This is a genomic window from Flavobacterium sp. KACC 22763, assembly GCF_028736155.1.
In the GTDB taxonomy this organism is placed as follows: Bacteria; Bacteroidota; Bacteroidia; order Flavobacteriales; family Flavobacteriaceae; genus Flavobacterium.
Window position 1 is genome coordinate 4,334,590 of record NZ_CP117879.1, and the last position, 13,865, is coordinate 4,348,454.

Sequence of the window (13,865 nt, forward strand, 5' to 3'; positions counted from 1 at the left end):
AAATTATATTCAAAAATGAAAATTCAAATTATCAATAAATCACAGCACGATTTACCAAATTACGAAACGATTGCTTCTGCAGGAATGGATCTGCGTGCCAATATTATAGAACCTATTACGTTAAAACCTTTAGAAAGAACAATTGTAAAAACAGGACTTTTTATTGAATTACCAATTGGTTATGAAGCACAAGTAAGACCAAGAAGCGGTCTGGCAGCAAAAAAAGGAGTAACTGTTTTAAATTCGCCTGGAACTGTTGATGCAGATTACAGAGGGGAAATCGGAGTAATTTTAGTAAATTTATCTAATGACGATTTTGTAATCGAAAATGGAGAGCGAATTGCACAGCTGATTATTGCAAAACACGAAAGAGCAGAGTGGATAGAAGTTGAAACACTTACTGAAACATCAAGAGGTGAAGGAGGCTTTGGAAGCACTGGAGTAAAATAGTAGAAAAAACAAAGACCAAACCCAATGAAGATTTTGACAAATCTTCTTATAAAATCAAATTAAAGAATGAAAATAATTGTGCCAATGGCAGGCCGCGGATCAAGATTGAGACCACATACATTAACGGTTCCAAAACCGTTAATTCCAGTTGCAGGAAAATCGATTGTACACCGTTTAGTTGAAGATATTGCCAAAATATTAAAAGAACCAATTGAAGAAGTTGCTTTTATTTTAGGAGATGAAGCGTTCTTTGGAGATGATGTTGTAGCAAGTTTAGAAGATTTGGCAAAAGGATTAGGAGCAAAAGCTTCAATCTATCGTCAAGATCAGCCACTAGGAACTGGACATGCTATTATGTGTGCAAAAGAATCTCTTTCTGGACCAGCGGTAATTGCTTACGCAGATACTTTAATTAGAGCTGATTTTGAACTAGATCCCGAAGCCGATGCTGTAATTTGGGTAAAACAAGTAGATCAGCCAGAAGCTTTTGGTGTGGTAAAATTGAACCAGAATAATGAAATTATAGAGTTGGTTGAAAAACCAAAAGAGTTTGTAAGCGATTTAGCTGTTATTGGAATTTATTATTTTAAAGAAGTTGGAATTCTGAAAAATGAACTTCAAAATGTTTTAGATAATAATATTCAGAATGGTGGAGAATACCAGATTAATGATGGTATCAAAGCGATGATGGCAAACGGAAAAGTTTTCAAAACAGGAAGCGTAGACGAGTGGATGGACTGTGGTAACAAAGATGTTACGGTTGAAACCAATACAAGAATGCTTGGTTTTCTTCACAATGACGGAGAACATTTGGTAGATTATGGTGTGACTTTAGAAAATTCAACCATTATTCCTCCTTGTTATATTGGGCAAAATGTGGTTTTGAAAAACACTACGATTGGTCCAAATGTTTCGCTTGGAAATGGTTGTCATGTAACAGACAGTACAATCAAAAACAGTTTGATCCAGACGTATTCTCAAATTAAAAATGCTGCTTTAGATAATGCAATGATCGGAAACCATGTAAGTTACGATGGCAAATTTACAAGCATCAGCATTGGAGATTACGCTGTTTTAGAATAAAATAAAAAATAAGAAAGTTTCGTTTTGTTTAAAATGTAATTTTTAGAAATGATTAAAAAAGGAGTTTTTACAATATTGATTTTTGCTTTATTCAGCACATCATTTTCGGTTTTTGCTCAGACAGAACCCGAAGATATCGCTATGGCAACAGACGAATATCAGGACTCATTTTATGAATCATTAAAACAAAAAGGAATTGAAAATTATGATAAAGCTATTGTATCATTGGAGAAATGTATTAAACTTAAACCCAATGATGCAGTAGCTTATTTTGAATTAGGAAAAAACTATTTTGCGCTTAAAGAATATCAAAATGCACAGACTGCTTTTGAAAAAGCCACACAGCTTGATCCAAAAAACAAATGGTTTTGGCTTGGAATTTACGATGTAAGTTACGAGACAAAAAATTATCCTCTTGCAATTGAGATTATTCAAAAAATAATTGTTTTTGACGAAGAGTACAAAGACGATTTGATTTCGTTGTACATGATTACCAATCAGTATGACAAAGCATTAATTGCGATTAATGAAATGAACGATAAGTTCGGAAAATCTTCGGATCGCGAAATTTATAAAGCTCAGATTTTATCTCAAGGAAAATATCAAAATGCTGAAATTGACAATTTAGTTCAGCAAATTAAAAAAGATCCGAAAGAAGAATCCAATTATTTGAATCTTATTTTATTGTATTCAAAAAACAATGAAAATGAGAAATCGCTTGAAGTAGCAAAACAGTTGGCTAAAGAAATTCCAAATTCTGAGTGGGGACAGGTGAGTTTATTCAAAACTTATCTAGATGCCAATCAGGCCGATAAAGCTATAAAATCGATGAATGTGATTTTAGCAAGTTCAAAAATCGATTCAAAAATCAAACACAGGACTTTGAATGAATTTTTGATTTATGTAAATAAAAATCCACAGTATTCTGCCGATTTAGAAAAAGCTATTTCTTACTTTGATAATGACAAAGATGTTGATGTTGCCAAAGAAATTGGAAAATTTTATCATAGTAAAGGACAGTTTGAAAATGCGATTAAATATTACGAAAAAGATTTAAGCGCCAATTCAGATACAGATCTTGAAACCAATATGTTATTGCTGGAAGCCTATTCGCAAGCAAAACAATACGAGCCAATGACTAAAAGAGCTATGATGCTGATTGAAGTTTATCCGAGTCAGGCTCAGTTTTACTATTATGCTGGTTTAGGAAGTAATCAGCTGAAACAATTTAAAAATGCAAAAACCGTCTTAGAAATGGGTCTTGATTATGTAGTGGATGACGTAAAATTAGAATCAAATTTTAATATTCAGTTAGGAGAGGCATACAATGGATTGGGGAATGCAAAGAAAAAAGAGGAATACTTTTTGAAGGCAAATGAAGTATTAAAAAAGAAAAAATAAAATTTAAATGAAAAAATATATATCAATACTAGCATTGTCTATTGCCGTAATTTCATGTAAATCGAAAGCGGTAGCAGTGCAAGGAAATACAAGCCAGACAATTGCACCAAAAGAAGACAAAAAAGTAATCGAAAAACATTACGACAACAAGTTAGATTTTTCTACTTTATACATAAAAGCGAGCGCAAGATATGCTGATGAAAAACAAAGCCAAAATGTTACTGCCGAAATTAGAATTGAAAAGGACAAACAGATTTTAATAAGCGTACGTTTCTTAGGAATTACAATGGCAAAAGCTTTAATAACACCTTCAGCGGTAAGTTATTATGAAAAAATGAACGGGACTTATTATGAAGGCGATTTTACAAGTTTAAGCAAATGGCTTGGAACAGATTTAGATTATTCTAAAGTTCAAAATCTATTGGTTGGAGAAGCTTTTGACGATTTAAGAAAAGGAAAATATACACAGACAATTGTAGATAATCTATTTAGACTTGATGAGGAAAAGGACGCAAATTTAAAAAAGACCTTTTTCTTAGATGGAGAAAAATATTTGATTCAGAAAGAAGAGATTTCGCAGCCATCTGAAAACAGAACGTTGCAAATAGCTTATTCAGATACTAAAAATTTTGATCAGGGAATATTACCGACAAGTATAGAAATCAATGCAGTGCAGCCAAAAGGCAAAACAAGTATTAATTTAAATTATAACAATATTTCATTTAATGAAGAACTTTCTTTTCCGTATAGTGTTCCAAGCGGTTATAAAAAAGTTACAATTAAGTAAATTTGCAAAAATAAAAACAGAAACATGCCAAAATTTCTTCTAAGTCTAGTTTTAGTTTGCGCCACTACATTTGTATGGGCGCAGGATTCACAGCAAGAAAAACTGGAACAGCGTAAAGCTCAAATTCAGCAGGAAATCAGAGATAACGAAAAGATGCTTCAGTCTGTTCGAAAAAAAGAGAAATCTGCTGTAAATGAATATATAATTCAGGCAAACAAAATCAAGCTGAAAGAGAAATTAATTAATACGACAGCAAAGCAAGAAAAGCTGATTAGTAATGACATGTATATAAATCAGGTTCAGGTAAATAAACTTAAAAAAGAACTAAAAGTTCTAAAAGAAGATTATGCCAAGATGATTTTAAAATCATACAAAAGCCGTTCTGAACAGAGCCGTGCCATGTTCATTTTATCTTCTGAAAGTTTTTTACAAGCTTATAAAAGAGCACAATATTTAAAGCAATATACTGCTTTTAGAAAAAATCAAGGTCTTGAAATCCAGTCAAAAACTGCTCAGTTAGTTGATTTTAATGCTAAATTGGATGGGCAAAGACAAGTAAAGAAAAAAATAATTGCCGAAAATCAAAAAGAGAAAGTTTCTCTCGAAGCAGAAAAAAAGGAACAGCAGAAACTTGTTAATTCGCTTAAAAAAGATAAGAATAAAATTATTGCAGATACAAAATCTAAACAGCAGGAATCGAGAAGAATTGATGCAAAAATCAAAGAATTGATTCGAGAACAAATTAGATTAGCAAATCAGAAAGCAGAAGAAGAGAGAAGAAAGAGAATAGCAGAAGGTAAAACTACAGAAAGTAATGATCCGCCTAAAACATATTCTTCAGACAAAATTGCATTAACACCTGAAGGCAAGATTTTGGCCGCAGACTTTAAGGCAAACCGTGGAAAATTGCCATGGCCAGTAGAAAAGGGATTTATTTCTCTTGGTTACGGAGACCAACCACACCCGCTACATCCATCTTTAACTGTTCATAATTCTGGAGTAGAAATAACAACAGAACAAGGAGCCACTGCGCGAGCTGTATTTGATGGTGTTGTATCAAAAGTAATTGCATTGTCCCCTGTAAATAGAGCAGTTTTTATTCAGCATGGAGATTATTTTACAGTATATCAGAATCTGAGTCAGGTTTTTGTGGAACAGGGAGATAAAGTAAAATTGAAACAAAGCATTGGAAAAGTAAGAACGAGTGGAGATACTGGAAAGACAGTAATAAAGTTTTTGATTCTTCAAAATACATCTAACAATAATCCGGAAGGATGGTTGCAAGATAGATAAAATTTAAGGGAGCATTTAGCTCCCTTTTTTATTGAAGTATAATTAATCGTATTGTTCTAATAAATATTTTATAACATCGGTAGTTGTTACAATTCCTTTAAGCTCACCATTATCAACAACAGGAAGCGCATGGAAATCTTCTTTCACAAAAATTTCAGCCAAATCTCTTATTATAGTATCAGCCGAAACGGTTTTTGGCTTCGAAGTCATTACCTGAGGAACAGTTAGCATTTCTAATATAGCTTCATCAGCATTGTCCTGACCTTCAAATAAAGCTCCAAAAGTTAATCGGTTAATATCTGTTCGGCTAATTATTCCGATTACTTCTTTACCTTTTACAATTGGAATATGGCGAATTGTATTTGCTTTTAATTTTTCGACTACTGTTTTTAGATCATCTTTTTCGTTTGCAGTCACTACGGTTTTTGTCATAATGTGACTAATTGGTTCTCTTTTTTTCATGATAGATTAGTTTTATATTTATATCAAATATGTAGAATAATTCCCTCAAACGCTATGACCTTTATCAGCTTTTAAAACAATTAAAAGAACATGTAATACGACTAAATTTTAGTATTTTTGCAGTATGGAAACAAATAGACAGAAAAAAATAGGCGGTGTTCTTCAGAAAGATCTGGTTGACATTTTGCAAGGTGAAGTGAGAAAAAACGGAATTACAAACTTGGTAATTTCAGTATCCAAAGTAAGTGTAACTACAGACTTATCTGTAGCAACAGTGTATTTAAGCATTTTTCCGCAAGAAAAAGCCAAAGAAACTTTAGAAGCAATAAAAACGAACACAACTTTAATCAAACATGATTTGGCGCAGCGTGTGCGTTTGCAATTACGCCGTGTTCCGAATTTGGTATTCTTTATAGATGATTCTCTAGATTATATAGAGAAAATTGACAATGCACTTGCAGGAAAAGAAAACCCAATAGAAAACCGTGATCTTTTAGAAAAAAGAAGAAAGTCATAATTTGAATTTCCCCTTATACATAGCCAAACGTTATATTTTTAGCAGCAGTAAAAACAATGCTATTAATATTATCAATCGTATTGCCAGCATGGGAATCATTGTTGGTACAATGGCTTTGTTTGTGGTTTTGTCTGTTTTCAGCGGACTTAAAGTTTTTAGTCTTTCATTTACAAATGAAATTGATCCCGATTTAAAATTGACAAGCACCTATGGAAAGTCTTTTTTATTTACTCCAGATCAGGAAAATCAGATCAAGAAAATCAATGGTGTTGTTTCTTATACCAAAATTATAGAAGAGCGTGTGCTGTTTTTATTCAAAGACAAACAGCAAGTTACCTATTTGAAAGGAGTTGACAGCTTATATCCCGTTGTCAACGATATCAAGAAGAAACTTTTTAATGGTCAGTGGCTGAAACCAGAAAGTTACCAGGTTGTAATTGGCTATGGCTTAGCTCAAAATTTCTCCATGGGAATTTTAGATTTTGAAAACCCGCTTCAGATTTTTGCTCCGAAACCAGGAAAAGGTGGAATTGAAAATCCAGAAGAAGCTTTCAATAAAACGGATGTATTGCCTGTTGGAATTTATTCAATTAGCGAAGATTTAGATTCAAAATATGTATTTGCAGATTTAGATTTAGTGCAAGAATTGTTAATGTATAAGCATAATCAAATCTCTGGACTAGAATTTAAATTAAAAGAAAACGCAGATGAAGATGCTGTAAAGAAACAGCTTAATTCTATTTTTAAAGATAAAATTACTTTAAAAAACAGGGCACAGCTGAATGAGTCTTTGTATAAAATGCTTAATACAGAGAATATTGCTGTGTATTTAATCTTTACATTAGTTATCATTGTGGCACTTTTTAATTTGATTGGCGCATTGATTATGATGATTTTAGAAAAGAAAGGAAACCTTAAAACTCTTTTCAATTTAGGATCTGATATTGGCGATCTTCGAAAAATATTTCTGCTTCAAGGAACTTTATTAAGCGTTTTTGGCGGTTTAATTGGACTCGTTTTGGGCATTATCCTCGTGATATTACAGCAGAAATTTGAACTTATTATGATTACGCCAACCTTGGCTTATCCAGTTGTTTTTACAATTGAAAATGTTCTAATCGTAATGACGACCATTATTTCTTTAGGGTTTGTTGCTTCATTAATTGCAAGCAGTCGAGTAAGTAAAAAATTACTAGATTAATTTTTCTTTAGAAATATTACTTATATTTACTCCCTTGAAAATCTACAGCATATGATTGTTTCTGCCTAATCCTATTTTATTTTTTTAGAATAATTAGGATACTTACGTTTACTTTTTTAGTTCAGATTAAGATACATCTGGACGAATTTTATCATTTTTATCCTAAAATATCATGACAGAAACAACTATAAAGAAAAGTTTCTTTTCTAAAATTTTTACCACAATTAAACAAGCCTTAAAAGGCGACGAATCTTTTGATTATACTTCTGGAAGTATTAAAAAAGCTGTAATTCTATTGGCCATTCCGATGGTTTTAGAAATGATGATGGAATCGGTTTTTGCTCTAGTCGATTTATATTTCGTCGGGCATTTAGAACACAGCAGTTTTGCTATTCAAACCGTTGGTTTAACCGAATCTGTGTTAACAGTAATCTATTCTCTTGCTATTGGAATGAGTATGGCTGCAACCGCAGTTGTGGCGAGACGTATTGGAGAAAAAGATCCTATCGCAGCAGCAAAAGCTGGAATGCAAGCTATTATTGTAGCATTTGCTATTAATAGTGTGATGAGTATTCTTGGAATTGTATACGCAAAAGATATTTTGATCTTAATGGGTTCTTCTGTAGAATCTGCCGAACATGGTTTCCAATTTACTCAGATTATGATTGGTTCTAGTTTGTGCATTATGCTTTTGTTTTTAATAAATGGAATTTTCCGTGGAGCAGGAAATGCAGCTATTGCTATGAAAAGCCTTTGGATTGCCAATATTTGCAATATCATTTTATGTCCGATTTTAATTAATGGTTTTGGACCAGTTCCCGCTTTTGGATTAGTCGGCGCGGCGTTGGCAACAACTATAGGAAGAAGTATTGGAGTTTTGTATCAAGTATATCATTTGTTTTTTGGAAATGGAGTTTTAAAAATTAAGATTCCATATTTTGCTCCCGATTTTAAACAGATACAAGCTTTAGTAAAAATTGCCGCACCTGGAATTCTGCAATTTGTAATTGCTTCCTGCAGTTGGATTTTCTTGGCACAATTAGTGGCGACAACAGGAGGCGATCACGGTTCTGCAGGTTACCAAACGGCTTTAAGAATAATGATGTTTTTCATACTTCCCGCTTGGGGATTGAGTAATGCCGCTGCAACTTTGGTGGGACAAAACTTAGGAGCCAAACAAATTGAACGTGCCGAAAAATCGGTTTATACAACAGCCCGATATAATGTGATTTTCATGGCTTCGATTATGGTTATTACGTTAGTTTTTGGACAATACATTATTTCGTTTTTCACGAATGATCTACAGGTAAAAACCATTGCAATTGAAGCATTGCAGATTATGAGTATCGGATTTATTTTCTACGGAAGCGGAATGGTTTTAATCAATACTTTTAATGGGGCGGGAGATACTTGGACACCAACCGGAATTAACTTTTTCGGATTTTGGCTGTTTCAGATTCCATTAGCTTTTGTTCTTGCAAAACATTTTAATATGGGACCAACCGGTGTTTTTATTGCGATTCCTGTTGCTGAAACTGCGATAACTTTAACGGGGATCTTTTTTTATAAAAGAGGTAAGTGGAAGAGAGTTCAAGTTTAAAATAATATGAACAATAACAATAAATTTTATTTGTAAGAAAATTATGCTAAATTTGTTCTTTTGTATTTGATCAAATTTGATATTTTTTATGATTAAAATTAACTTAGAAGACACCTTTGAAGCTATTTATGTAAGTCCCAATTTTGACCAATATATTTTTGAATCTGTATTAAAGGATAGCACAATAACTCAACTTAAAGTTAAGTTTACAAATATTGCAGAATCCTTACTGCCGAATGTTTATAATTTGGCTTTTGGTCCATTTGATAGAAATGGAAAAATAAATGATTCGGTAAATCTTAAACATAAGGATAGTAATAAAGTGTTTTCGACAATCATTTTGTTTTCGATAACTTTTTTAAAAAACAATCCTCATATTTCAATTGGTATTGATGGCTCAGATGATTTACGAGCAAATCTATATCATAGAATGTTTAGATATAATTATAAAAATTTGAAAGACTTTTTAGTGATTATCGGAGTAGATTGGTATGTTAGATTACTTCGTAATGGAACAATTGAATTAGATAATAATGGATTGGCATTTTTTAAGCCAAAACCAGAACCTTTTGATTTTCAAAGAAAAACGAATGATCTTTATAGATATTATATGTTTAATTTAAATCAATAATGTTTAAATTTGTTCTATGAAAGATTCTATTCAAAATAAGATTAATAAAATTCAGGAAATTGCTTTAGCTTCTGCTTCTGAGAAGAATATTAAAGAAAGCAGAGATTCTAAAGAATCAACTAATATTGATAATTTGACGAAATCAATTCGAAATAAAAAAGAAGCAGAATTATTTTTTTCAGAGTTAAAATCAGCTATAGATTTGGCTAAAAAAAATGCTGCAACAAATGTTTAAAATAATTTTAGACTACAATATATAAAAAAAAGAGCCCTTCAAATTTTTGAAGGGCTTTTTCAATTCCTTTGTGAAGTTTCAAAACCTTGACAAAGATTATATTTTAAACAAATTCATATCCCGCATAAACCTCTTCAATTTCTTTCATAATAGCGAATAAATCTTCAGGAGCATCTGTGGTAACTAGTTTTTGTTTGAATTCTTTAAACGAATGAATTCCTTTGAAATAATTGGTATAATGACGACGCATTTCAACAATTCCTAAACGCTCGCCTTTCCAATCCATTGACCATTGTAAATGATTTCTAGCAGCTTCAACACGATCAATAACAGTTGGAGCAGGTAAGTGCTCGCCAGTTTTAAAATAGTGTTTGATTTCATTAAAAATCCAAGGATAGCCAATTGCAGCACGACCAATCATGATCCCGTCAATTCCGTATTCGTTTTTATATTTTAATGCTTTTTCTGGACTGTCGATATCACCGTTTCCGAAAATAGGCATTGTAATTCTTGGATTGTTTTTTACACGAGCAATATGCGACCAGTCAGAATGACCTTTGTACATTTGCGCACGGGTTCTAGCGTGAATTGTTAAAGCTTGAACACCAATATCCTGAAGTCTTTCTGCAACTTCATCAATATTGATTGAGCTATCATCCCAGCCTAAACGGGTTTTTACTGTAACAGGCAAATCAGTTCCTTTGATAACCGCTTTCGTTAAACGAACCATCAAATCAACATCTTTTAAAACTCCTGCACCTGCACCACGACAAACGACTTTTTTTACTGGGCATCCAAAGTTGATATCCACTAAGTCAGGTTTTACAGTAGAAACAATTTTAGAAGACATTTCCATTGCTTCTTCATCACCACCAAAAATCTGAATTCCAACAGGACGTTCGTAATCAAAAATATCCAGCTTCATGCGGCTTTTTATAGCGTCACGAATTAATCCTTCCGATGAAATAAATTCAGAATACATTAAGTCAGCTCCGTGCGTTTTGCATAATCTGCGAAACGGCGGATCACTAACATCTTCCATCGGTGCTAGTAATAAAGGAAATTCGGGTAATTCTATGTTGCCAATCTTGACCATCTTCGTAATTTTTTGCAAAATTACAACATTTAGTTCAATTAAAAAGATTCTAAGCTTCTAAGATGCTAAGGTTCTGAGTTTTTTATTCTTGTTTAATTTTTTAAAAAGAAAAACTTAGAGTCTTAGATTCTCAGTATCTTAGCAACTTAGAACGAAGTTCTATAATCAAAAAATCGAATAGGTTTTCTACTCATTGGATTAAAAACCAACGGATTCAAAACTTCTTTTGAAGCAAATTCTATTTTTGGAGTCACTCTTAGTTTGGCTCTAAAGTGATCTTTTATTTCTTGTAAAAATTCTGAAGTTTGATTTTTAACGGCAATTTTAATCAAGATTTCATCTGTGCCTAAATCGTTTGTAGAAATTTCGATCAAATGATTTTCGATATTGTCAAAACTGCTCAAAACATCGTTCATTGCTGGCGGATAAAGCGTTGTGCCTTTGTATTTAATCATTTGTTTTTTACGGCCAACAACTGGACCAACACGTAAAGTGTTTCTGCCACAAGCACAAGGCTCGTCATGAAACTGAACCATATCTCCAGTTTTGAAACGGAGTAAAGGCATCGCTTCAATTCCTAAAGTGGTAAAAGTCAATTCGCCTGTTTCGCCATTTTTTACAGGCTGATTATTTTCGTCTAAAACTTCAACAATGATTAATTCTGGATGATGATGTCCACCTTTTCCGTGTTCACATTCTGTAAATGCAGTGCTCATTTCGGTAGATGCATAAGTCGAAAACAACTTAATATTCCATTTATCTGTAATTTTTTTGGATAGAATATTCATAGAGAAATCCTGTTCTCGCAAAGATTCTCCAATGCAAATGGCACCTTTTATGCTCGAATTATTATAATCAATACCATGTATTTCGGCGTATTCAATTAATTTTAAAAGGAAAGAAGGAACCGTAATCAAATAAGACGGATTGTATTTTAAAATAGAATCCCACTGCATTTCAGGAATTCCTGCTCCAACTCTGATTACACCAACTTTCAATTTTCGAAGACCAAGAAAATAAGCCAAACCAGCCATAAATTTTCTATCGATTGTGGTCATTAACTGTACCACATCGCCTTCTGCAATTCCGGCGCAAGCAAATGAAATCGCTTCATTATAAGCCAAACGATCTAAGTCAGAATCGGTTAAACCAAAAGTTACAGGATCTCCTAAAGTTCCAGATGTCGAAGCATAATCAATAATTTTATGTTGCGGAACACACAAAAAATCATCGTTGTATTGCTGTAAATCTTCTTTAGTAGTAACGGGCAAATGCTGTAAATCTTCCAGCGTTTTTACTTTCGAAATATCAATATTCTGTCCTGCAAAAAGTCTTTTGTAAAAAGGAGAATTCTCGCTGATATAAGCTAAAAGTTCGGCTAATTTCTTTTCTTGAAAAATTTTAATTTCTTCTAAAGAATCTTTTTCTATTGCTGGAATCATTGTAATTTTCTTTTGACTTTTTTTAAATATTTTTCAATCTCTTCTTTTTGAGGAACTGTCGTGATTTCGTGAGTTAAAGCTTTTTCAAAATTAAGCTTTGCCTGAAGAAATTCCTTTTTTTGGTAAAAGTACAATCCTGTCTTATAATACACAACCCAATAATTAGGGTTTAATGCTTGATAATGCTCAATAAATTCTGGCGAAACAGTTTCTTTCTTCTTTACAATAGAATCTATTTTATGATCTTCAATTTTAAATTTTTTAAAATTCTGAAAGGCAGTTGTTTCTAAGAAAGGATCTTTTGCAATATTCAGATTTTCGTTTTGAAAAGATTTTGCTGCATTTCGGTTTTCACCAAAAATGGCATTTAAATCATAGCAGATAAATTCACCCAATTGAAATGGATTTGCCGAAACCCAGACCAATTTTTCTTTTGGTTTAAAGATAATTCCGTGATGCGCCAGTAATTGATTGAGTGCTTTTTCATTTCCATATCCTAAAGAAATGTTTTTTAAACCGTCTTTATTTCTAAGAATTTCTGATGCAATCTCAGGATTTACTTTCGGAGTTTCAGACAGCAATTCTTGCATTCTTTCGTAACGGTATTCAGAATGGCTGTTAGCAATTTGTTCCTGATTTCTTTTGTCATCTTTAAAAGCTTCACCCTGAAAATGATTCGAACAAATTAATTGATCACTGTTAGGGACATCATAAACATCCATTTTATTTGGCGAAACTTCAATCAGAATAGCTTTGTTATCATTTGCACTTCCAACCATAATCGATTCAGAAACAAATACTTTTCTTTTTTTTGCAATCGAAATCGCTTCATCTAAATTTTTCGCGTGCTGTAAAATTTCGCGAGTTAAGATCGAAATCGGAGTTTTCGCGCTAAGCGGAATTTTAGATTTCGAAGCATTTATCGTTACAGTCAATCCTTCATAATTCATTCCAGAAACCGCTCCGATCATTCCTGGCCAAGTGACCATCATAAACGGATATCCTTCTTTTGGTTTGATAAAGGCTGCGATTTTATTTTCCGCGAAAGCGTCATTAACATAAAAATCAAAATTTCGGGCCAGAATTAAATTTCCATCTTCCGATTTTTCGTTCCAAGCTGCAAAAGAAGAACAGCCAACTAAAGCCAGATCCTGTAGAGCATGCCCGATATCGTGTGCGGCATGTAGATATAAACTGCGCTGATATTGCGGCGCAATATTATCAAAGTCATTTGAAGAATATTGAGAAACGCCGTAAATTTCAGTTTGGTATTCGTCAGGAACATTCAGATACAATTTACGATTGTACCATTTTAAAAACTGACGAAGCATTTTCTGCTGGAATTTTGACGGAATGAAATCTGTTATTTTCGAAAAAAAGATACTTTGCTGTTTGTGCAAAAGTGAATCGGTCAAAGCTCCAGTTGAAAGTCCGATTTCGAGTGGATCGCCTTCGACATATAATTCCCAGAGACCTTGTTTGTTTTTTAAAAGCGAATTTTTTCCAGTAATAAAAATACTGTCAGATAATTTGGTGACAACAGGTTTTGTGTCATTTAAACCAGTAAGATCAGGTCTGTGTTTTTTTGATTTTGAAGTACCGCAGGAAATCAGCAAACTAAAAAAACCGAGGAAGAAGATATATAAGATTCGGTTTTTCATAATGAT

General features: G+C 32.8%; 14 protein-coding genes. 10 read left to right on the forward strand and 4 right to left on the reverse strand.

Translation table 11 applies throughout. From position 1 onward, the window contains the following. Window positions 1-15: 15 nt before the first annotated feature. The 5 genes from dut to PQ463_RS18205 all read left to right on the forward strand — a co-directional run bounded on the left by dut (window position 16) and on the right by PQ463_RS18205 (window position 5,014). Window positions 16-450: a dUTP diphosphatase gene (gene dut, locus PQ463_RS18185; RefSeq protein ID WP_274254888.1), complete on the forward strand. Its 435-nt coding sequence runs from the start codon at window positions 16-18 to the stop codon at window positions 448-450. Between the two features lie 66 nt (window positions 451-516). After that, entirely contained in the window at window positions 517-1,533 is a 1,017-nt protein-coding gene (locus tag PQ463_RS18190; protein WP_111422961.1) for a sugar phosphate nucleotidyltransferase, read from the forward strand. A gap of 48 nt (window positions 1,534-1,581) precedes the next feature. Next, window positions 1,582-2,934, forward strand: coding sequence for a tetratricopeptide repeat protein (locus PQ463_RS18195; RefSeq protein WP_274254889.1), 1,353 nt, complete (start codon window positions 1,582-1,584; stop codon window positions 2,932-2,934). Between the two features lie 7 nt (window positions 2,935-2,941). After that, on the forward strand, window positions 2,942-3,721 hold the full coding sequence (gene lolB1 / locus PQ463_RS18200; protein ID WP_274254890.1) for a lipoprotein insertase outer membrane protein LolB1: 780 nt from the start codon (window positions 2,942-2,944) through the stop codon (window positions 3,719-3,721). 24 nt (window positions 3,722-3,745) lie between these two features. Further along, entirely contained in the window at window positions 3,746-5,014 is a 1,269-nt protein-coding gene (locus tag PQ463_RS18205) for a murein hydrolase activator EnvC family protein (protein WP_111422966.1), read from the forward strand. 42 nt (window positions 5,015-5,056) lie between these two features. On the opposite strand, the gene PQ463_RS18210 is transcribed toward PQ463_RS18205, so the two are convergent. Then, window positions 5,057-5,476 (reverse strand): CBS domain-containing protein, encoded by a 420-nt coding sequence (locus PQ463_RS18210; protein WP_274254891.1) that lies wholly within the window; start codon window positions 5,474-5,476, stop codon window positions 5,057-5,059. Between the two features lie 124 nt (window positions 5,477-5,600). Between PQ463_RS18210 and rbfA the strand changes: the two genes are divergently transcribed. The 5 genes from rbfA (at window position 5,601) to PQ463_RS18235 (ending at window position 9,660) form a co-directional block, all read left to right on the forward strand. Next, complete coding sequence (gene rbfA / locus PQ463_RS18215; protein WP_111378779.1) at window positions 5,601-5,993, forward strand: 30S ribosome-binding factor RbfA; 393 nt, start codon at window positions 5,601-5,603, stop codon at window positions 5,991-5,993. Between the two features lies 1 nt (window position 5,994). Continuing rightward, window positions 5,995-7,194 carry an ABC transporter permease gene (locus PQ463_RS18220; protein ID WP_274254892.1) on the forward strand — a complete coding sequence of 400 codons (1,200 nt, stop codon included), beginning with the start codon at window positions 5,995-5,997 and terminating at the stop codon, window positions 7,192-7,194. 172 nt (window positions 7,195-7,366) lie between these two features. After that, entirely contained in the window at window positions 7,367-8,794 is a 1,428-nt protein-coding gene (locus PQ463_RS18225) for an MATE family efflux transporter (RefSeq protein WP_274254893.1), read from the forward strand. 88 nt (window positions 8,795-8,882) lie between these two features. After that, complete coding sequence (locus PQ463_RS18230; RefSeq protein ID WP_274254894.1) at window positions 8,883-9,425, forward strand: DUF6934 family protein; 543 nt, start codon at window positions 8,883-8,885, stop codon at window positions 9,423-9,425. A gap of 16 nt (window positions 9,426-9,441) precedes the next feature. Next, window positions 9,442-9,660 carry a hypothetical protein gene (locus PQ463_RS18235; protein WP_274254895.1) on the forward strand — a complete coding sequence of 73 codons (219 nt, stop codon included), beginning with the start codon at window positions 9,442-9,444 and terminating at the stop codon, window positions 9,658-9,660. A gap of 103 nt (window positions 9,661-9,763) precedes the next feature. On the opposite strand, the gene dusB is transcribed toward PQ463_RS18235, so the two are convergent. The 3 genes from dusB to PQ463_RS18250 all read right to left on the reverse strand — a co-directional run bounded on the left by dusB (window position 9,764) and on the right by PQ463_RS18250 (window position 13,859). Next, window positions 9,764-10,756: a tRNA dihydrouridine synthase DusB gene (gene dusB, locus PQ463_RS18240; protein WP_274254896.1), complete on the reverse strand. Its 993-nt coding sequence runs from the start codon at window positions 10,754-10,756 to the stop codon at window positions 9,764-9,766. Window positions 10,757-10,902: 146 nt separating this feature from the next. Further along, window positions 10,903-12,198: a flexirubin biosynthesis putative acyl-CoA ligase FlxY gene (gene flxY, locus PQ463_RS18245; RefSeq protein WP_274254897.1), complete on the reverse strand. Its 1,296-nt coding sequence runs from the start codon at window positions 12,196-12,198 to the stop codon at window positions 10,903-10,905. After that, window positions 12,195-13,859: a C45 family autoproteolytic acyltransferase/hydrolase gene (locus tag PQ463_RS18250; protein WP_274254899.1), complete on the reverse strand. Its 1,665-nt coding sequence runs from the start codon at window positions 13,857-13,859 to the stop codon at window positions 12,195-12,197. Before PQ463_RS18250 ends, flxY begins: the two co-directional genes overlap by 4 nt. Window positions 13,860-13,865 lie beyond the last annotated feature (6 nt).